The following is a 21,378-nucleotide window of genomic DNA, read 5'->3' as shown; positions in this document are numbered from 1 at the left end:
TTGCATCCTGCCGGAAAAGCACTCCCCGCTTCTCCATATCCCGAGTCCATTTTGGCAGGTCCTGCCGCCACCACAAGCCGGCCTCCCCGTCACCCACAGCGCACCCTGACGATGAGAGAGAAAAACAATAGCTTTAAAATCAACAAGTTAAACGACAATGAAGGGCGAAACAGAGGAAGTCGGCGGTGTTTTCGAGCAAAGTTCGCAGGCGAAATGTACGATATCTCTTACAAGAAATGGAGAGATTGACGACACTCGGGAGCCATCATGACCATCACTGAAAGCTAACGTCCTGACAGTAAAAAAGCGGGGCCGATCAACGGCCCCGCCTCACATTACGCTGGATGCAGTGACGCAATCAAGCCTGACCCTTGATCGCCGCGAGCCCCGGGTAAGTGGCACGCTCCCCCAGCTGCTGCTCGATGACCAGCAGGCGGTTGTACTTGGCAACACGGTCGCTGCGGCACAGCGAGCCGGTCTTGATCTGGCCAGCCGAGGTGGCCACTGCCAGGTCGGCGATGGTGGTGTCCTCGGTCTCACCGGAGCGATGCGAGATCACCGCGGTAAAGCCAGCGTCCTGGGCCATCTTGATGGCGTCCAGAGTCTCGGAGAGCGAGCCGATCTGGTTGAACTTGATCAGGATCGAGTTGCCAATCTGCTCGTCGATGCCGCGCTTGAGGATCTTGGTGTTGGTCACGAACAGGTCGTCGCCGACCAGCTGCACCTTGTCACCGAGCTTGTCGGTCAGGGTCTTCCAGCCGGCCCAGTCGGACTCGTCGAGGCCGTCCTCGATGGAGAGGATGGGGTACTGGTCGCACAGCTCGGCCAGATAGTCGACGAAGCCCGCGGCGTCGAAGGACTTGTTTTCCCCCGCGAGGGTGTACTGGCCGTCCTGGTGGAACTCCGAGGCCGCGCAGTCCAGCGCCAGGGTGACATCGCGGCCCAGGGTGTAGCCGGCGTCTTCGACGGCCTGCTTGATCACCGCCAGCGCCTCGGCGTTGGAGGCCAGGTTGGGGGCGAAGCCACCCTCGTCGCCGACCGCCGTGGACAGGCCCTTGGCCGAGAGGACTTTTTTCAAGGCGTGGAAGATCTCGGCCCCGGTACGCAGTGCCTCGCGGAAGTTGGGCGCGCCCACCGGCTGGACCATGAACTCCTGGATATCGACGTTATTGTCGGCATGCTCGCCGCCGTTGAGGATGTTCATCATCGGCACCGGCATGCTGAACTGGCCCGGCTGACCATAGAGCGCGGCGATGTGCTCGTAGAGCTCGACGCCCTTGGTGGCCGCCGCGGCCTTGGCCGCCGCCAGCGACACGGCGAGGATGGCGTTGGCGCCCAGGTTGGCCTTGTTATCGGTACCGTCGAGTTCCAGCATCGCATCGTCCAGGGCGCGCTGGTCGGCAACGTTCATGCCCAGCAGGCGCTCGCGAATCGGCCCGTTGACCGCCTCGACGGCCTTGAGCACGCCCTTGCCCAGGTAGCGGGCCTTGTCGCCATCACGCAGCTCCAGCGCTTCCCGCGAGCCGGTGGAGGCACCGCTGGGGGCGCAGGCAACGCCCTTGGCGCCACTTTCCAGCACCACTTCGGCCTGCACGGTGGGGTTGCCACGCGAGTCGAGCACCTCGAGGGCGCGAACGTCGGCAATCTTGCTCATGGTGTATTCCTTTAGTGAGTCAGCGTTGATCTTGCTTGAGAGAGGGTCACGGCTCCGCTCAAGAAATCGTCAGGGGCGCAAACCCCTTGACCAGCTCGTCGAGCGCCTTGAGCTGGGCAAGGAAAGGCTCGAGCTGGTCGAGTGGCAGCGCGCAGGGACCGTCGCACTTGGCGTTGTCCGGATCCGGGTGCGCCTCCAGAAACAGCCCGGCCAGTCCCACGGCCACGCCGGCCCGGGCCAGTTCGGCAACCTGGGCGCGACGGCCATCGGCGCTGTCGGCGCGCCCCCCCGGGCGCTGCAGCGAATGGGTCACATCAAAGAATAGCGGGTAGCCGGTCTGCTTCATCTCACCGAAGCCGAGCATGTCGACCACCAGGTTGTTGTAGCCGAAGCTCGAGCCGCGCTCGCAGAGAATCAGCCGGTCGTTACCGGCTTCCTCGCACTTGCGGATGATATGGCGCATCTCGTGGGGCGCCAGAAACTGCGGCTTCTTGATATTGATCACCGCCCCGGTCTCGGCCATGGCCACGACCAGGTCGGTCTGGCGCGCCAGAAAAGCGGGCAGCTGAATGATGTCGGCGACCTCGGCGGCCGGCTTGGCCTGCCAGGGCTCATGCACGTCGGTGATGATCGGCACACCGAACCGCGACTTCACCTCAGCGAGGATCTCGAGCCCCTTCTCCAGGCCCGGCCCGCGGTAGGAGTGAATCGAGCTGCGGTTGGCCTTGTCGAAGCTGGCCTTGAACACGTAGGGCATATCCAGCTTGGTGGTCGCCTCGACGTAGGCCGCGGCTACCTCGAGCGCCATGTCGCGGGACTCGAGAACGTTCATCCCGCCGAACAGCCCCAGCGGCAGGTCATTGCCGGCCTTGAGGCCGGCGACGTCGATGATGCGTTGCGGTGACGACATATTGACTCCTGACGCCTAGCCCTGCGGCTGGGCCTGGGACTGCTGACGCGCACGGACGTTCTTGTGCTCCAGCGCGGCACCGATGAAGCCCGAGAACAGTGGATGGCCGTCGCGCGGCGTCGAGGTGAATTCGGGGTGGAACTGGCAGGCCACGTACCAGGGGTGCTCGGGCAGCTCGATCATCTCCACCAGCGACTGGTCGACGCTGGTGCCGGAGACCACCAGGCCGGCCTTTTCCAGCTCCTCGATAAACTGGTTGTTGACCTCGAAGCGGTGGCGGTGACGCTCGACGATCTCGTCGTTGCCGTAGGCTTCACGCGCCTTGCTGCCGGCCTTGAGGTGGCATATCTGCCCGCCCAGGCGCATGGTGCCGCCCAGGTCGGAGGCTTCGTCACGCAGCTCGATCTTGCCTTCGGGGCTGAGCCACTCGGTGATCAGGCCGACCACCGGGTGCTGGGTATCGTGAGTGAACTCGGTGGAATTGGCGTCGTTCCAGCCGGCCACATGACGCGCAAATTCGATCACCGCGACCTGCATGCCGAGACAGATGCCGAGGTAGGGAATGCTGTTCTCGCGGGCGTAGCGAGCCGTGGCGATCTTGCCTTCCACGCCGCGCTCGCCAAAGCCACCGGGCACCAAGATGGCATCCTTGTCGGCCAGGCGGTCGGTGCCGTGGCGCTCGATATCCTCGGAGTCGATATAGTCGACGTTGACCTTGACCCGCCCCTGAATGCCGGCATGAATCAGCGCTTCATTGAGCGACTTGTAAGCGTCGAGCAGCTCCATGTACTTGCCGACCATGGCGATATTGACCGACTTGAGCGGATTGAGCTTGGCGTCGAGCACGCGCACCCACTCATGCAGATCGGCATCGTTGGCTTCGAGGCGCAGCTTGTCGCAAACGATCTCGTCGAGGCCGTGCTCGTGGAGCATCAGCGGAATGCGGTAGATGGTGTCGGCGTCCTGCAGCGGCACCACGGCGCGCTCTTCGACGTTGGTGAACAGCGCGATCTTGCGCCGCTCACTGGCCTCGAGCTCCACTTCGCTTCTGCAGATCAGGATATCCGGCTGGATACCGATGGAGCGCAGCTCCTTGACGCTGTGCTGGGTCGGCTTGGTCTTGGTCTCGCCGGCGGTCTTGATGTAAGGCACCAGGGTGAGGTGCATGAAGATCGCGCGATTGGCGCCGAGTTCGCTTCTGATCTGGCGAATCGACTCGAGGAACGGCAGTGACTCGATGTCGCCCACGGTGCCGCCGATCTCGACCAGCGCCACATCGAAGCCTTCGCCGCCTTCGTAGACCCGGCGCTTGATCTCGTCGGTGATGTGCGGGATCACCTGCACGGTGCCGCCGAGGTAGTCGCCGCGGCGCTCCTTGCGCAGCACGTGCTCGTAGACGCGGCCGGTGGTGAAGTTGTTGCCCTGGGTCATCTTGGTGCGGATGAAGCGCTCGTAGTGACCGAGGTCGAGGTCGGTCTCGGCGCCATCTTCGGTGACGAACACCTCGCCGTGCTGGAAGGGGCTCATGGTGCCGGGATCGACGTTGATGTACGGATCCAGCTTGAGCATGGTGACCTTGAGGCCGCGCGCCTCGAGAATCGCCGCCAGCGAAGCCGACGCGATGCCCTTGCCAAGAGAGGACACAACGCCGCCGGTCACGAAGATATATCGTGTCATGGAAAACCTGTCGAATCGTGATCAGAAGGCGCCGCAGGAAACCGCGCCAGGATGGGACGACAGAGTAGCAGATCCGACGAATCGGCTCAATTTTGGTGAGGCTAACGAACGGCATCAATAGCCCGCCGCATGGAGAAGCCTCCTGAAGGCGAGACGCGTGACCCCAAGGGCGAAACCCTGGCCATTCACTGGCGGCCTACGCGTCGGGGCAAACCGGGGTCCCTCCCGCTGCCCCTCGATCGACATCCATGTCGATCGCCGCGTGCCGCGGCGTTTCTGGCCAGCGCCCTTTGGGAAGTCACTCGCTGCGCCTCCAGGAGGCGTCAGCCGCAGGATTCCACTCCCAACCCAGCGGCACCGGGGACAGGTCGTAGAGGGGGTTCGATGCCAGGGATGGCATCGGTAGCGTCCAGGGACGGATTCACAGCGCCCCCTCGAAGACCTGTCGCCGGAAAAGCCGCGGGCTACTGGCGCCACCCCACGCCGCTCACCTTGGCGGCATCATCGAGCGACAGGCCTCACACCCCCAGATAATCGAGTATGCCCTCGCCGGCCTGGCGGCCCTCGTAGACGGCCGTCACCACCAGGTCAGAGCCGCGCACCATATCGCCACCGGCAAAGATCTTCTCGTTGCTGGTCTGGAAGGCGAACGCCGCCTCCTCACTGGCCTTGATGCGGCCGCGCTCATCCACCTCGATGCGGTTGGGCGCCAGCCAGTCGATGTCGGTGGGCTGGAAACCGAAGGCAATGACCACCGCGTCGGCGGGCAGGATCTCCTCGGAGCCCGGCACCACCTCCGGGCGCTGGCGGCCGTTCTCGTCCGGCTCGCCGAGCCGCGTGCGCACCACCTTGACGCCCTCGACCTTGTCCTCGCCGACCACTGCCACCGGCTGGCGGTTGAACAGGAACTCGACGCCCTCCTCGCGGGCATTCTTCACCTCGCGCTTGGAGCCGGGCATGTTCTCCTCGTCGCGGCGGTAGGCGCAGGTCACGCTGGCCGCGCCCTGGCGGATCGCCGTGCGGTTGCAGTCCATGGCGGTATCGCCACCGCCCAGCACCACTACCCGCTGCCCTTCCAGGGATGCATAGTCGGCCGGATCCTTTTCGAAGCCCAGGCAGTGGTTCACGTTGGCGATCAGGTAGTCGAGAGCCTTGTGCACCCCCGGCAGATCCTCACCCGGGAAACCGCCCTGCATGTACTTGTAGGTACCCATGCCCATGAACACCGCGTCGTACTCCTCGAGTAGCGCCTCGATGGTCACGTCGCTGCCGATATCGGTGTTGAGACGAAACTCGATGCCCATCTCCTCGAACACCGCGCGGCGCCGCTCCATGACGTGCTTCTCGAGCTTGAACTCGGGAATCCCGAAGGTCAGCAGGCCGCCGATCTCCGGATAGCGGTCGTAGACCACCGGCTTGACGCCGCTGCGTACCAGGATATCGGCACAGCCGAGGCCCGCCGGCCCGGCGCCGATCACCGCCACCCGCTTGTCGGTCCAGGTCACCTGGGACATATCCGGCCGCCAGCCCATGGCGAAGGCGGTATCGGTGATGTACTTCTCCACCGAACCGATGGTCACCGCGCCGAAGCCGTCGTTAAGGGTGCAGTCGCCCTCGCACAGGCGGTCCTGGGGACACACACGACCGCACACCTCAGGCAACGAGTTGGTCTGGTGGGACAGCTCCGCCGCCTCCAGGATGTTGCCCTCGCTGACCAGCTTCAGCCAGTTGGGGATGTAGTTGTGTACCGGGCACTTCCACTCGCAGTAGGGGTTGCCGCAGTGCAGACAGCGGTGCGCCTGACTGGCCGCCTCCTGGGGCTTGTAGGGTTCGTAGATCTCGGCGAACTCCTTGGCCCGGGTACGCGCCTCTTTCTTCTGCGGGTCCTGGCGACCCACATCGATAAACTGAAAGTCGTTGCTCAGACGGTTTGCCATGGTCGTCTCTCCTCGAAGTCTGGAACGTCGGGCTTACTCGGGCCGCCGGCGGGATTCGGCAAGCAGGCCATTGAGGCTCGCTGCCTTGGGCTTGACCAGCCAGAAGTGGCGGATAAAGTCGCTGAAGTCCTCGAGGATCGCCTTGCCGCGAGCCGAATCGGTGGCTGCGACATACTCCTCGATCACTTCCCGCAGGTGGCGCCGGTAGGCCTCCATGGCCTCGGTGTTGATCCGGTGGATCTCGACCAGCTCGTGGTTGTACTTGTCGACGAAGGTGCGATCCTCGTCGATTACATAGGCGAAGCCACCGGTCATGCCGGCACCGAAGTTGACCCCGGTCTCGCCGAGCACGGCGACCAGGCCACCGGTCATGTATTCGCAGCAGTGGTCGCCGGCGCCTTCGATGACCGCATGGGCACCGGAGTTGCGTACCCCGAAACGCTCACCGGCGCTACCGGCGGCGAACAGCTTGCCACCGGTGGCGCCATACAGGCAGGTGTTGCCGACGATCGCCGTCTTGTGGCTCTCGAAGGTGCTGGCGCGGGGCGGCACGATGGTAATCGAGCCGCCGTTCATGCCCTTGCCGACGTAGTCGTTGGCGTCGCCCTCGAGATGAAGGTGCAGACCACGGGCGTTCCACACCCCGAAGCTCTGCCCCGCCACGCCGGTGAAACGGGCGGTGATCGGCGCATCCTCTAGCCCTTCCTCGCCGTAGCGCTTGGCAATGGCCCCGGAGGTGAGCGCCGCCACGCTGCGGTCGCAGTTGGTGATGGTGAACGAAAACTCCCCCCCCGACCTGGCCTCGATGGCATCCGCCAGCGCGTCGAGCACCTCGCGGTTCTTGGCACCCGGATCGTGGGGCACGTTGCGCTTCACCTGGCAGAACTGCGGCGCGTCGGCCGGCACATGGTCGTTTTCCAGCAGCGGCGTCAGGTCGAGCCGACGCTGGGCGTTGGACTGCCCTTCGATCGCCTCGAGCAGGTCGGTGCGGCCGATCAGATCGGTCAACTGGCGCACGCCGAGCATCGCCATCAGTTCACGCACCTCTTCGGCAATGAAGCGGAAGTAGTGCTTGACCATGTCGACGGTGCCGCGGAAGTGCTCGTCACGCAGATACTGGTGCTGGGTGGCGACACCGGTGGCGCAGTTGTTGAGGTGGCAGATACGCAGGTACTTGCAGCCCAGGGCGACCATCGGCGCGGTGCCGAAGCCGAAGCTCTCGGCGCCGAGGATCGCCGCCTTGACCACATCGAGGCCGGTCTTCAGGCCGCCATCGGTCTGCAGGCGGATCTTGTCGCGCAGGCCGTTGATGCGCAGCGCCTGATGCACCTCGGGCAGGCCCAGCTCCCAGGGGCTGCCGGCGTGCTTGATCGAGGTCAGCGGGCTGGCCGCGGTGCCACCGTCGTAGCCGGACACGGTGATCAGGTCGGCATAGGCCTTGGCCACGCCGGTGGCGATGGTGCCGATACCCGGCTCGGAGACCAGCTTGACCGAGACCTGGGCATCCGGATTGACCTGCTTGAGGTCGAAGATCAGCTGGGCCAGATCCTCGATGGAGTAGATATCGTGGTGCGGCGGCGGCGAGATCAACGTCACGCCGGGCACCGAGTAGCGCAGCCGGGCGATCAGGTCGTTGACCTTGCCGCCGGGCAGCTGCCCGCCCTCGCCGGGCTTGGCGCCCTGGGCGACCTTGATCTGCAGCACCTCGGCGTTGACCAGATAGGCCGGGGTGACGCCGAAGCGCCCCGAGGCGATCTGCTTGATCTTGGAGCTGCGGATGGTGCCGTAGCGGGCCGGATCCTCACCGCCCTCGCCGGAGTTGGAGCGCCCACCGGCCTCGTTCATGGCCTGAGCCAGCGCCTCATGGGCCTCCGGCGACAGCGCTCCCAATGACATCCCGGCGCTATCGAAGCGCGGAATCAGGCTCTCCACCGGCTCCACTTCATCCAGCGGCAGCGGCTCGGCGGCGGGCTTGAGCCTGAGCAGGTCACGAATGGTCGCCACCGGACGCTCATTGACCAGCTGGGCGAATTTCTTCCACTTCTGATAGTCGCCCTGCTGCACCGCCTGCTGCAGGGTCATCACCACATCGGGATTGTAGGCGTGGTACTCCTTGCCGTGGACATACTTGACCAGGCCACCCTGGCTGATGCCCTTGCGCGGTAGCCAGGCGTCACGCGCCTGCAGCGCCTGCTGCATCTGGATCTCGGCGAAGCCGGCCCCCTCGATGCGCGAGGCCATGCCGGTGAAGCACATCTCCATCACCTCGGAGTGCAGCCCCACCGCTTCGAACAGCTGCGAGCCGCGGTAGGAAGCAAGCGTCGAGATCCCCATCTTGGAGAGGATCTTGTAGAGCCCCTTCTGCATGCCCTTGCGGTAGTTCTCGCGGGCGTCCGCCGGATTGCCGGTCAGCTCACCGGTGCGGTGCATATCGGCCAGCACCTGGTAGGCCAGATAGGGGTAGACCGCCGTGGCGCCGACGCCGAACAGCACCGCCATCTGGTGAGCATCGCGGGCGTAGCCGGTCTCGACCACGATATTGACCCGCGGCCGCAGCGCCAGCCGGCCCAGATGGTGATGGATGGCGCCGGTGGCCAGCGCCGCATGAATCGGCAGCTGGCCCTTCTCGAGGTTGGCATCGCTCAGTACCAGGAGTACCTTGCCATCCTTCGCCGCCGTCTCGGCTTCCTGGCAGAGGGCCTGCAGCGCCTGCTTGAGACCCTGCTGCTCGGGATCGTAGGCCAGCGACAGGGGGTGGCTGACAAAAGCTGGGTCGTCGTGACTGACCAGGGCGGTAAACTTGCGCGGCGAGAGGATCGGCGTGGTCAGGATGATTCGGTGGGCATGCTCCGGCGTCGCCTCGAAGACGTTGAGCTCGGCTCCGATACAGGTTTCCAGCGACATCACGATGGCTTCGCGCAGCGGGTCGATGGGCGGGTTGGTGACCTGGGCAAACTTCTGGCGGAAGTGGTCGGTAAGCACCCGGTTCTGCCTCGACAGTACCGCCATGGGGGTGTCGTCACCCATCGAGCCCACCGCCTCCTGGCCGCTCTCGGCCAGCGGCCGCAGCAGCTGGTCGCGCTCCTCGAAGCTGATCTGGAACATCTTCTGATAGACGTTGAGATCATCGGTGTCCATCGGCTGGAAGCGCGCCAGCTCGGTGAGGGCAGACTCCAGGTAGTGGGCACGATCCTTCAGCCAGCGCTTGTAGGGGAAGGCCGACTTGAGGCGGTTGTCGATATCCTGGGTGTGCAGCACCTCACCGGTTTCGGTGTCGATGCCGAGCACTTGGCCGGGGCCGACACGGCCCTTGGCGACCACGTCCTCGGGCGCATAGTCGTAGGTGCCGATCTCCGAGGCCAGGGTGATGAAGCCATTCTTGGTGATCACCCAGCGCGCCGGCCGCAGGCCGTTGCGATCGAGCATGCACACCGCGTGACGGCCGTCGGTCATGACCATCCCGGCCGGGCCGTCCCACGGCTCCATGTGCATCGAGTTGTACTCATAGAAGGCGCGCAGGTCGCCGTCCATGGTCTCGACGTTCTGCCAGGCCGGCGGCACCATCATGCGAATGGCGTTGTAGATGTCCATGCCACCGGTCATCAGCACCTCGAGCATATTGTCCATGCTCGAGGAGTCGGAGCCCACGGTATTGACGATCTCGTCGAGCTCGGCGATGTCGGGCAGCAGCTCGTTGACGAAATTTTCCTTGCGCGAGTTGGCCCAGCCGCGGTTGGCCTCGATGGTGTTGATCTCACCGTTGTGCGCCAGGAAGCGGAACGGCTGGGCCAGCGGCCAGCGCGGCGCGGTATTGGTGGAGAAGCGCTGGTGGAAGACGCAGATGGCGGTCTCCAGGCGCTCGTCACCGAGATCGCGATAGAAGGTCGGCAGGTCCACGGGCATCATCAGGCCCTTGTAGGAGACCACCTTGGCCGACAGCGAGCAGATGTAGAAATCCTCTTCATCGCGCAGGCGCTGCTCGGCGCGACGACGGGCCATGAACAGGTCCACCGCCAACTGGGCATCGAGCCGCTCATCGTCGGCCGAGACGAACAGCTGGCGAATACGCGGCAGGCAGTCCAGTGCCATCGGTCCGCAGACGCTGGCGTCGGTGGGCACCTCGCGCCAGCCGTGTACGGTCAGGTTACGCGCGGCAAGTTCGTCTTCCAGCACCTCGCGGGCATGGGCTTCGCGGGCGTCATCGTCAGGCAGGAACAGGCTCCCCACGGCGAAACTACGCCCCAGCTCGACGCCCAGCGATTCGCGGGCCACGGCGCGCATGAAGTCGACGGGCATCTTCAGCAGCAGGCCACAGCCGTCACCGGTCTTGCCGTCTGCAGCGATCCCCCCGCGGTGGGTCATGCAGGTCAGCGACTCGATGGCGGTCTTGAGCAGCGCATGACTGGCCTGACCCTCCATATGCGCAATCAGGCCGAAGCCGCAGTTGTCCCGGAATTCACCCGGCTGATGAAGACCTTGTCTCATGGGCGTGCCTCACAGAAATCGGTGTCTTGTGTCCAGAAAATATCAGTGCTATCTTTAAAGGTTATTTTTTTCGTAAAACAGGCCATTCGCTGGCCACTTTCTGGCGTGAAAAAGGCCGTACAGCATAGCCACCCCCCCTGTGACACGCAATTCCCCACCTTCGCTCTCACCCAAAAAATCGCCAGAAAACGGCTAGTTAGCCATGCATTCAATAAAAAACACTTGGCAGGTCAAGGACTTGTGCAGGCTGGCAGTGCGTCAAAACATCGTTAGACTTTAGTCTAATATTTGCACCAATCCCCATGCAAGTTGTGCATAAGGCATGCGAATTCATGCCCTATAGCGCATCTCGTCGGCAGCTTGCCCAGCAATAAAAACGGCGCCTGCTGTCAGCAGGCGCCGTACACGGCATCATTCGGGGAAAAAACAGCGGAATCAGCTGCGCGGATAGTCGTTGAGCAGCGCCTCGAGCAGCGCCGGCGGGGTCTGGTCATCCAGACAAGCGTCGCCGAGCCCACGCAGCAGGATCAGGCGCAGCCGGGTATCGATATTCTTCTTGTCGAGACGCATGCGACTCAGGAAGTCCTCGGCCCCCATGTCGACGGGCGCCGCTTCGGGGAGTCCGGCGGCCGCGATAATACGCCTGACGCGAGCGACGTCCGCCTCGGCCAGCCACCCCAGCCGCTGCGACAGCTCGGCCGCCATCAGCATCCCCGTGCCCACCGCTTCACCGTGCAGCCAGTTGCCGTAGCCCTGATGGGCCTCGATGGCGTGGCCGAAGGTGTGACCGAGGTTGAGAAGCGCACGGACGCCTTGCTCGGTCTCGTCGGCGGCGACGATCTCGGCCTTGAGCGCACAGCTGCGCCGAATCGCCTCACTCAACACCGCACTGTCGAGGTCGCGCAGCGCCGTCATACTGGCTTCCAGCCAAGCCAGGAAGTCGATATCGCGAATCAACCCGTACTTGATCACCTCGGCGAGCCCCGCCGAGAACTCCCGCGCCGGCAGCGTGGCCAGGGTCGCGGTGTCGATCAACACCGCGCGGGGCTGCCAGAAGGCGCCGATCATGTTCTTGCCCAGCGGATGGTTGACGCCGGTCTTGCCGCCCACCGAGGAGTCAACTTGGGAGAGCAGCGTGGTAGGCACCTGAATGAAGGCCACGCCGCGCTGATAGCCCGCCGCCGCGAAACCGACCATATCGCCGATCACCCCGCCGCCCAGCGCCACCAGCGTACAGCGACGATTGAAGCCGGCCTCGAGCAGGGCGTCCCAGATGCGGCTGACATGATCGAGGGTCTTGGTCGCCTCGCCGTCGGGCAGCACCAGCTCGCGCACCTCGAGGTCGGCCGGCAAGCCGGCCTTGAAACGCTCGAGGTAGTGCGGCGCCACCACCTGGTTGGTGACCACCATGACCTGACGGCCAGCGAGATAGGGGGTCAGCCACTGAGGGTCACCGAGCAGGCCGGCACCGATATGGATGGGATAGCTGCGCTCGCCGAGCTCGACGTTGAGCGTCACTGGCGACGGGGAAGGTGTAGTCATGTCAGGCCTTGCATTGCAGTGGATCGACGAGGCGCGTCACGCGGCGGACGATCTCGCTGACTACCGAACGTGGACCGCGTCGGTCGGTGCGCACGATCAGGTCAGCGGTGGCACGATACAGCGGATCGCGCTTGGCAAACATGCCACGCAGGATCTCTTCGGGGTTGCCGTTCTGCAGCAGCGGACGATTGCGATCCTTGGCGGTGCGCCGCAGCTGCTGCTCGACGGTGGTATAGAGATAGATCACGGTGCCGCGCTCACGCAGGGCGCGACGATTGCTTTCACGCATCACCGCGCCGCCGCCGGTTGCCATCACCACCCCGTGGCGCTGAGTAAGCTCATCGACCATGGCTTCCTCGCGCTCGCGAAAGCCCGCCTCCCCCTCGATCTCGAAGATCCAGGGGATATCGGCGCCGCAGCGGCCCTGGATCTCGTGATCGCTATCGAGGAAGTCACGCGACAGCTCGGCCGCCAACAGGCGGCCGATGGTACTCTTGCCTGCCCCCATGGGGCCGATCAGAAATAGGTTGGGTAAATCCTGCATCAGCGAATTGCCAGTCCGTCCTCGATGATTCTCGGGGTGATGAATACCAGCAACTCTACCTTTTCGCTCGAGTCTTGGGTATAGCGGAACAGATTACCGATCAGCGGCAGGTCACCGAAGAACGGCGTCTTGAACAGGCTGCGCACCTGCTCGGTGGTGAGAATCCCGCCCAGCACCACGGTCTCTCCGTTATCCACCAGCACCTGGGTCTCGATCTGGTTGGTATCGATCGACGGCACCCCGGCGAACTCCTCGCCGACGGTATCGTTGTTGATCACCAGGTCCATGATAATGCGGTTGTCTGGGGTAATCTGCGGGGTCACTTCGAGGGACAGCACCGCCTCCTTGAATTCGACATTGGTGGCCCCGCTGGAAGTCGCCTCCTGATAGGGGATCTCGGTGCCCTGCTTGATCACCGCGGTGCGCTGGTTGGCGGTGATCACCCGCGGCTGGGAGATGGTCTGGCTCTTGCCTTCACTCTCCAGGGCGCGCAGCTCGAGGTCGAGCAGGATATCCCCCGACAGATAGCCGAAGGCGAAGGTGGTCAGCGGGTTGGTCCCACTGCCCATATCGACCACCAGGCCACCATTGGCCGCCGTGCCGTCGGACGCTCCGGCCAGGTCGAGACGCCCCCCACCCCCAGACGACGCGCCCCAGCGCACCCCCAGCTCGCGGGTAGCGCTATCGCGGGCGATCACGATGCGTGCCTCGATCTGCACCTGACGCACCGCCACGTCGAGCTGATCCAGCGTGCGCATGATGCTCTGAATCTGATCGGCGGTGTCCTGGATCAGCAAGGTATTGGTGCGCTGGTCGACGCTGACCCGGCCGCGATCGGTGAGCAACCCGAAACCGCCATCGCCGCGCAGCAGGGCAGCCAGGTCCGAGGCGCGGGCATAGCGAACCTGGATCATTTCGGTGGTCAATGGCGATAGCGTCTCCATCTGCTCACGGGACTCGATCTCCTGGCGCTCGATATTGGCCAGCTCCGAGGCCGGCGCGACGACGATCACGTTGCCCTCCTGGCGACTGGACAGACCGTGGCTCTTGAGCACCAGATCGAGGGCCTGATCCCAGGGCACCTCCTGCAGATTCAGCGTGACATTGCCGGTAACGCTATCGCTGGCGACCAGGTTGAGGCCGCTAACATCGGCGATGATCGCCAGCACCGAGCGCACTTCGATATCCTGAAAGTTGAGGGTGATACGCTCGCCGGTGTAGGCAAAACGTTCGCGCTCGCGGGTCTCGCGCTCGGCCTGGGACACCGGCTGGACCTCGATCACCAGCTCGCGGCCGCTGTGGGTCGAGAGCATCGCAAAATCACCGCTGGCCTCGAGTTCCAGGGTCACACCATCGCGCCCCGGCTGCGGACTGATACGCCTCAGCGGGGTGCCGAAATCGGTCACATCGAGCACCTGGTCGAGCTCGGTCGGCAGCTCCACCCGGCGCAGCTCGGCGATAATCCGATTGCCACTCTCGCGGACTCGGGAGTCGACACCGGCGCGATCGAAGGTCACGATCAGACGGCCGGCACCGCCGTCGCCGCGCCGGAAGTCGATCTCCTCGATGCGCGGCTCACGGCTCGCCGCGGGGGCCGTCGCCGCCGGCTCGGCCTGGGCGGCGGAGGCCTGCTGAGCGCCGCCCTCACCGCCGATCGACAACACCAGGGAATCTCCCTCCTGCCGCGTGTTGTAGGGCAGGGCGCTATCAAGGGCGAACACCAGGCGCGTGCGCGACCCGGCCTCGAGGGTGGTCAGATCGCGCACGCCGGCGATCTGCAGCGACTGGCGACTGCGTTCTAGCCGACTGGAGGTTTCCATCAGATCAATGGTCAGGCGTGCCGGCTCATCGAGCCGATAGCCGCGCACCTCAGGGACGCCGCCACTAAAACCCAGCACCACTTCCAGCTCGCCGCTGGCGCCCTGGCGGTAACTGAGGTCGTCGAGCGTTGACGCCGCCAACGCCGGCAGGCTAAGCAGCGCCAAGATCAGGACTGTAGTGAGACGCCCGATAATCGTCATTGTCGTGTTCCCCTGCACTGCACTGCCGCCTGCCCACTTGGCACGGCGGCATATATGGTTCGCCCTAGTTGGGCAGCGTCATTTCTCGCGTTCGTTCGACCCAGGCATTGCGGTCTCGAACGGTCTCCACCAGTACGATCGAGGCCCCGGTAATACTGACGATGCGGCCGTCATCGCGGCCCAGATAGTTACCTACCCGCAACCGATGCACCTGCCCTTCCGGCGAACGTAGCAGCGCCGAGGGCTGAGCGTTGACGGTCAAGGTCCCGACCAGCTGCAGCTCGCTCAGATCGAAGCGCTCCAGGGGTTCGCGGGTACGGTCCGGGTCAGGCGCCCGCTCTCCCTGAGGGGCAGCCGCACTGTCGTCGCTGGCCAGGCGCGCCTGAAATGGGCTTCGCTCCCCGGCCTGCTCATAGCCAGGGGCACGATAGCGGGGCACCTCCGGCAACGGCGGCACCGAAAGCTCGCCGGGATTGCGCTTGAGCGCTTCCAATTCGCGATCAAGCCCAGCCAGGTCGGGATCGGCACAACCACTCAGCAGCACCAGACCCGCCGCCAGGACCGCGGGCAATAGCTTCATTGCCCCTCCCCGCTATTGCTGCGATAGCTGTAGGTCCGCGCCAGCATCGAGAGGCGCAGCTGGCTGTCGCCCGCCACTGGCTCCAGCGTGAAATCGTGCTGAGTCACGATGCGTGGCAGGCCGGCCACCCCGGCCAGGAAGGCGGCGATACGGTGGTAATCGCCCTGCACCTGAATATCGAAGGGCTGTTCAATGTAGAACTCACGCTCTTCGGGTGCTCGCAGCCGGATGAAGTCGATCGACAGCTCGTTGTCGATGGCCGTCTCACTGATATTGTCAATCAACGAAGGGACTTCCGCGCCGGTGGGCAGCATCTCGAGCAGCGCCTCGAGACGCTCTTCCAACTCCTCCGACTGAGCCCGCATCGCCGGCAGATTTGCCGCCTGCACGGCCTTGCTCTGGAAGTCTCGCACCAGGCTTTCCTCCTGGCGCTGCACAGCCGCCAGCTCCTCAGCCTTGGGCGCCGCCAGGTACCAGTGCATCCCGGCGAAGGTCAGCCCCAGCGCCAGCAGGCAGCAGATTAGCTGCAACGACCAGGGCCAACTGCCCGACTCCTTGATGTCCAGCTCGCGCCATTCCAGCTCACGCAGCCGCCGCAGCTCTCCCGATAGACTCATGGCGATGCCTCCTCAGCAGCGGACTCCGGCACCAGCTCATCGACCTGCTCGGCGTCTTCGGGCATCTGCTGATCGACGCTGAGACTGAAGCGACGCCGCGCTGCGCCCTCCTCGGATTCGACTTCAGAGAGTACCGGCACACCCAATGCCGTAGACGCTGCCAGCGCACGCAGTTGGTCCGAGACCTGACGGTTGCTGTCGGCCAGCCCCGCCACCCGCAGTGAATCACCTTGGCGCGACAGGCGCGTGTAGTGAACGCCCTCCTCGAGGCTCTCGACCAGTTGATTGAAGACATGCACCGTCTGCGGCCGCCCCACCTGCAGGCGACTGAACACCTCGATCTGGTTGAGCATCTGCTCCCGCGCTGCCTCATACTCGCTGATGGAGCGAATATCACGCTCGAGTTGGGCGGCCTGAGCCTCTATATGGGCATTGCGCTGCTGCTGCGCGTCAAGCCGCTGCTGGTAAAAAACGGTCATGCTTGCGCCACTGCCCAGCCCCACCGCCGCGGCCAGCACCATGGCCACGTGGAAACGGCGGCTACGTCGCTCGCGGACGCGGTCGCGCCAGGGCAGCAGATTGATTTCGATGGTCATCGGCGCGCCCTCATCGCCAAGCCACAGGCCGTCAGCATGGCCGGCGCATCGCCGGCCAGAGTATGAATATCGATCCGCGAATTGATCTTCATGCGCAGGAAGGGGTTGGCGATGGTCACGTCCATACCACTATCCTGCTTCAGCCGCTCGCTGAGCCCCGGCACCACGCTCGAGCCGCCGGCGATCACCAGGCGCTTCACCTCGAACTTGCGGCCAGCGGTGTAGTAGAGCTGCAACGAGCGGCCGATCTGCTGAACCAGGGTATCGAGAAACGGCTCCAGCACTGCCCGGGCATAGTCTTCGGGCAGTCCACCACGCTTCTTGGCCAAGCCGGCCTCTTCGAGACTCAGACCGTAGCGGCTGCGGATCTCTTCGGTCAGCTGGCGGCCACCGAATACGGTATCGCGGCTATAGGTCACGCGACCCTCGCGCAGCACATGAAACGAGTTCATGGTGGCGCCGATATCGACCAGCGCCACGCAGTCATCTTCAGGCGCCAGCGGCGGCTCCAGCTGATGACGCAGCTCGCCAAAGGCGCGCTCCATGGCGAAGGTCTCGACATCCACCGCAGCCGGCTCGAGTCCAGCCTGCAGCAGCGCCTCGGTCAATTGGCTGACATCCTGCTGACGGCAGGCGACCAGCAGCACGTCCTGCTGGTCGGCATAACGCGCATTGAGCCCCAGGCGCTGAAAATCGAAGGCCACTTCGGCGAACGGAAATGGAATGTGCTTGTCGGATTCAAGCTGGATACGCGCCTCAATCTCATCGTCATTGAGCGAGGCGGGAAGGGTCAGGGTCTTGGTAATCGCAGCACTGGCAGGCACCGCCACACAGGCGCGACGGGTGTGCAAACGAGCCTGCTCGACCGCAGCTCGCAGCGCCGTCACAACGTCTTCCATATGGCGAATGCGGCGCTCTACCACGGCGCCTTCGCGCAATGGGCGCACGGCGTAGCTGTCAACCTGATAGTGACTGGCCGAATGCTTGAGCTCGATCAACTTGACAGTCGCCGAACTGATATCCACCCCGACCAGAGCCTTGTCCGAGCGCTTGAATCTCACCAAGGCTGTACTCCCCTGCACGGCGCAGCAATGACGCCAACCTCATTATTATCGGCTAGAGTCCTAATTCCTTGACCATGAGCCATTACCATGAGGTTACATGATCTTGCTCGAAATCACACAACTGCGGGGGAGTTGCACCTTCAACGCTGGTGGCAGGCGTCGAGCCTACCTATAATAGACGCTCGGCTCTTCCGCTTATCTCCTGCGCACTCTCCACGCACCACGGGTACCGCCTCTACATGAAGTTGCTTAAAACCTCCGTCGTATCGCTGCTCTGGCTCCTCCTCTCGCTGGGAACAGCCAGCGTGCTAGCCGTCGTCGGCGCGGCACTTTACTTTGCGCCGGGCCTGCCCGACGTTCGCCAGCTTCAGGATTTCGAGCTGCATACACCGCTACGCATCTTCAGTCGCGACGGCAAGCTGATCGGTGAGTTCGGCGAAGAGCGGCGCATGGCCATCGATTTCGACGAGGTCCCCGAGGACCTGGTGCAGGCCCTGCTGGCCGCGGAGGACGCCAACTACTTCGACCACCCCGGAGTCGACCCACGCGGACTGGCGCGCGCCGCCTATGAGCTGGTGTCCAGTGGCGGCACCATCCAGACCGGCGGTTCCACCATCACCATGCAGGTGGCGCGCAACTACCTGCTGACCCTGGACCGTACCTTTACCCGCAAGATCCGCGAGATCCTGCTGGCACTGCAGATGGAGCAGGTGCTCAGCAAGGAGGAGATCTTCGAGCTCTACATCAACAAGATCTTCCTCGGTAACCGCGCCTACGGCGTCGCCGCCGCAGCCGAAACCTACTACCAGAAGCCGCTCTCGGAGCTGACCCTGGCCCAGAAAGCGATGATTGCCGGCTTGCCCAAGGCACCCTCATCGTTCAATCCACTGGCCAATCCCGAACGTTCGCTGATCCGCCGCAACTGGATCCTCTATCGCATGCGCGACCTCGGCTATATCGACCAGGCGGCCTATGACGAGGCCGTACAGGCGCCGATCACCGCGCAGCGCTTTACCGCCCAGGTCGAGGTCGATGCGCCCTATGTGGCCGAGATGGCCCGCCAGTTCGCCATCGAACGCTACGGCGACGAGGCCTATACCGGCGGCTATCGCATCCATACCACCCTCGACAGCGAGCTGCAGCCCTATGCCCGCGACGCCCTGACCCGCGGCCTGATCGACTACGATACCCGCCACGGCTGGCGCGGGTCCGAGGAGAGCGGTATTCCTTCGAGCCTGGTCGAGGCCCAGGAGCGCACCGAGCGCACCGGCCTGGAGGAGGAGCTCGGCGAGTCCCCCGAGGTCATGGAGACAGCCCGGCAGGCCGCAGAGAGCAGCCAAAGCCAGGTAGAGGGCATCGACGGCGACGTCAGCAACTGGCTACGAGTGCTCGAGCGCACCCCCGGCTTCGGCCCGCTGCAGGCGGCCATCGTGGTCGAGAGCGAAGGGCGAGAGATGACCGTGCTCGACCGCCGCGGTGAACTGGTCACCCTGGAGTGGGATGGCCTGAGCTGGGCACGCGAATATCGCAGCGCCTTCGCCCGCGGCCCCGAGCCCAGCTCGGCTGCCGACATCGCCAGTCGCGGCGACCTGGTACGCATCCTTGAACGCGAAGACGGCAGTTTCCGGCTCTCCCAGCGCCCCGACGCGGAGGGTTCGATCGTCGTCCTCGAACCCGACACTGGCGCCATCCTTGCGCTCCAGGGCGGCTTTAGCTTCAATGCCAGCAAGTTCAATCGCGCCACCCAGGCACAGCGCCAGTCGGGCTCGATCTTCAAACCCTTCGTGTTCCTCGCCGCCCTCCAGGATGGCGATATGAACGCCGCCACCGTGGTCAACGATGCCCCGGTGGTGATGCAGGACGGCAGTAACGATCTGTGGCGCCCGGTCAACGCCGGCGGCAACTTCCTCGGCCCGACCCGCCTGCGGGTCGCCCTGGCGCAGTCGCGCAACCTGGTCACGGTGCGCGTGCTGCAGAGCCTGGGGATCGAGAACGCCATCGAATTTCTCGAGGGCTTCGGCTTCGCCGAGAGCCGCCTCCCCCGCGGCCTGTCACTGGCACTTGGCAGCGCCTCGTTGACCCCGCTGGAGATGACCAACGCCTATGCGGTCCTCGCCAACGGCGGCTTCCAGGTCTCGCCGTGGTTCGTCGAACGCGTTACCCGCGGCAGCGACGACAACGTCATCGACGAGGCAATACCCCGGGTTGCCTGTCGCGAATGCGACAACGGCGCCACCGAAGTGGAGATCGACGGTCGCGTCTATCCGCTCGCCGATCGCGTCGCCGATCCCGCCTCGGTTTATATCCTGCGCGATATGCTGCGCGACGTGATCGACAGCGGCACCGGCCGCGCCGCCCTCGAACTCGGCCGCCAGGACATCGTCGGCAAGACCGGCACCACCAACGAGCAGCGCGACGCCTGGTTCGCCGGTTACAACGACGATCTCGTGACCACCGTATGGATCGGCAAGGACAACAACGAGACCACCGGCGAGTACGGCGGGCGTGCGGCGCTGCCAGTGTGGATCGACTTCATGGGCAACGCCCTTAACGGCCGCCCCGAAGCGATGCCCGAGGCGCCTTCCAACATCGTCCGTGCGCGGGTCGATGCGGATACCGGCCGGCGCCTCCACGACGATCAGTCCGGCGGCATCAGCGAGCTGTTCCATAGCGACCATCTGCCCGAGTATCAGCCGCGTAGCGTAGGCCAGGAGATCGAGGACAGCAGCGGCTCCCAGGGCACTGGCTCCTATGAGGCCATTTTCTAAGCAACTCTTGCAGAGCAATCCGGGCGGCAGGAGAGCCGCCCGCGGTGCCCCATGGCCTGGTACCCTATGCCTGCTGCGAGTAGGCTGACACTCATGCAGCGACAGGGAGTTACAGCATGCGACGTCAATGGCTGGGCCCAGGAGGCCTAGCAGCCCTTTTGCTGGCGCTAGCCCTTAGCGCTCAGGCGAGTCCTTTCTATGCGCCACCACCGCCTGACGAAGAGGACGACGTCTTCGCTGGCGACCTCGAGTTTGGCTTCACCCAGCTCTCCGGCAACACCGACAGCCGCACCCTGCTTGGCAAGGGGCGGCTGACCTGGCTGACCGGAAACTGGACCCATAGCCTGCGCGGCGAGATCCGCAACGTGGCCCGCGACGACACCACCAGCGCCGAGCAGTACCTGGCCGCCTGGCGCGAACGCTACGACTTCGATGGCGACCACTACCTGTTCGGCTTTGCTCGCTGGGAGAAGGACCGCTTCAGCGGCTACGATCAGCAGGTCACGGCAATCGCCGGCTATGGTCGCCAACTTCTCGACAGTGATACCCAGCGCCTTTCGCTGGAGGCCGGCCCCGGCTATCGCTTCGACGACGTCCGCGATGAGGAGAGCGAGGGGCTCAGCGTCGGCTACGGCGCGCTAGCCTATGACTGGGAGATCACCGACAACGCCTCGTTCTCCCAGGAGCTGTCGCTGGAAGCCACCCGCGACAACACCACGTCGCGCTCCTACTCGGCGCTGACGGCTCGCATCAATGCGCGTATGGCATTGCGCCTGTCCCACGAGATCCGCCGCAACTCACAGCCCCCCGAAACGGCCACCGCTCGCAGCGACATGACCACCAGCGCCTCGCTGGTCTACAGCTGGTAGGCACATCGAGTAGGAGGGGGAGTCGCCTCCCCCGTCCTCTCACACCACCGGGCATACGGTTCCGTACCACGGCGGTTCACGAAGAACGGCTAAGCCCTCTTACCGTATCCAGCA

The 21,378-nt window shown here is 64.5% G+C and carries 14 protein-coding genes; 2 read left to right on the top strand and 12 right to left on the bottom strand.

Going from position 1 to position 21,378, the window contains the following annotated elements; genetic code table 11:
- Positions 1–358 precede the first annotated feature (358 nt).
- The 12 genes from eno to pilM form a co-directional block, all read right to left on the bottom strand.
- Positions 359–1,654 (bottom strand): phosphopyruvate hydratase, encoded by a 1,296-nt coding sequence (eno, locus tag IEI94_RS01790; protein WP_191165009.1) that lies wholly within the window; start codon positions 1,652–1,654, stop codon positions 359–361.
- Between the two features lie 58 nt (positions 1,655–1,712).
- The gene (gene kdsA / locus IEI94_RS01785) at positions 1,713–2,564 is read right to left on the bottom strand and encodes a 3-deoxy-8-phosphooctulonate synthase (RefSeq protein ID WP_191165007.1); all 852 of its coding nucleotides are present in this window, start codon (positions 2,562–2,564) and stop codon (positions 1,713–1,715) included.
- 15 nt (positions 2,565–2,579) lie between these two features.
- Positions 2,580–4,241, bottom strand: coding sequence for a CTP synthase (locus IEI94_RS01780; RefSeq protein ID WP_191165005.1), 1,662 nt, complete (start codon positions 4,239–4,241; stop codon positions 2,580–2,582).
- 518 nt (positions 4,242–4,759) lie between these two features.
- Positions 4,760–6,178: an FAD-dependent oxidoreductase gene (locus IEI94_RS01775; RefSeq protein WP_191165004.1), complete on the bottom strand. Its 1,419-nt coding sequence runs from the start codon at positions 6,176–6,178 to the stop codon at positions 4,760–4,762.
- A gap of 33 nt (positions 6,179–6,211) precedes the next feature.
- Positions 6,212–10,663, bottom strand: a complete 4,452-nt coding sequence (gene gltB / locus IEI94_RS01770) for a glutamate synthase large subunit (protein ID WP_191165002.1) — start codon at positions 10,661–10,663, stop codon at positions 6,212–6,214.
- Between the two features lie 435 nt (positions 10,664–11,098).
- Entirely contained in the window at positions 11,099–12,205 is a 1,107-nt protein-coding gene (gene aroB, locus IEI94_RS01765; RefSeq protein ID WP_191165000.1) for a 3-dehydroquinate synthase, read from the bottom strand.
- Position 12,206: 1 nt separating this feature from the next.
- Complete coding sequence (gene aroK, locus IEI94_RS01760) at positions 12,207–12,749, bottom strand: shikimate kinase AroK (RefSeq protein WP_191164998.1); 543 nt, start codon at positions 12,747–12,749, stop codon at positions 12,207–12,209.
- Complete coding sequence (pilQ, locus tag IEI94_RS01755) at positions 12,749–14,770, bottom strand: type IV pilus secretin PilQ family protein (protein ID WP_191164996.1); 2,022 nt, start codon at positions 14,768–14,770, stop codon at positions 12,749–12,751. The genes aroK and pilQ overlap by 1 nt, the downstream gene beginning before the upstream one ends.
- Before the next feature lie 64 nt (positions 14,771–14,834).
- The gene (locus IEI94_RS01750) at positions 14,835–15,350 is read right to left on the bottom strand and encodes a pilus assembly protein PilP (RefSeq protein WP_191164994.1); all 516 of its coding nucleotides are present in this window, start codon (positions 15,348–15,350) and stop codon (positions 14,835–14,837) included.
- A complete protein-coding gene (locus tag IEI94_RS01745) occupies positions 15,347–15,967 on the bottom strand; it encodes a type 4a pilus biogenesis protein PilO (protein ID WP_191164992.1) in 621 nt (206 codons plus the stop codon). Before IEI94_RS01745 ends, IEI94_RS01750 begins: the two co-directional genes overlap by 4 nt.
- On the bottom strand, positions 15,964–16,563 hold the full coding sequence (locus IEI94_RS01740) for a PilN domain-containing protein (protein WP_191164990.1): 600 nt from the start codon (positions 16,561–16,563) through the stop codon (positions 15,964–15,966). Before IEI94_RS01740 ends, IEI94_RS01745 begins: the two co-directional genes overlap by 4 nt.
- Entirely contained in the window at positions 16,560–17,624 is a 1,065-nt protein-coding gene (pilM, locus tag IEI94_RS01735) for a type IV pilus assembly protein PilM (RefSeq protein WP_191165640.1), read from the bottom strand. The genes IEI94_RS01740 and pilM overlap by 4 nt, the downstream gene beginning before the upstream one ends.
- Before the next feature lie 242 nt (positions 17,625–17,866).
- On the opposite strand from pilM, the gene IEI94_RS01730 reads away from it, so the two are divergent.
- Complete coding sequence (locus IEI94_RS01730) at positions 17,867–20,395, top strand: penicillin-binding protein 1A (RefSeq protein ID WP_191164988.1); 2,529 nt, start codon at positions 17,867–17,869, stop codon at positions 20,393–20,395.
- Between the two features lie 116 nt (positions 20,396–20,511).
- Positions 20,512–21,264, top strand: a complete 753-nt coding sequence (locus IEI94_RS01725; RefSeq protein WP_191164985.1) for a YdiY family protein — start codon at positions 20,512–20,514, stop codon at positions 21,262–21,264.
- Positions 21,265–21,378: the final 114 nt, after the last annotated feature.

Origin of the sequence: Halomonas sp. ML-15 (assembly GCF_014779595.1) — a bacterium.
Taxonomy (GTDB): Bacteria; Pseudomonadota; Gammaproteobacteria; order Pseudomonadales; family Halomonadaceae; genus Franzmannia.
The sequence above is the reverse complement of the archived record's forward strand: the minus strand, read 5'-3'. Positions and strand labels throughout refer to the sequence as shown.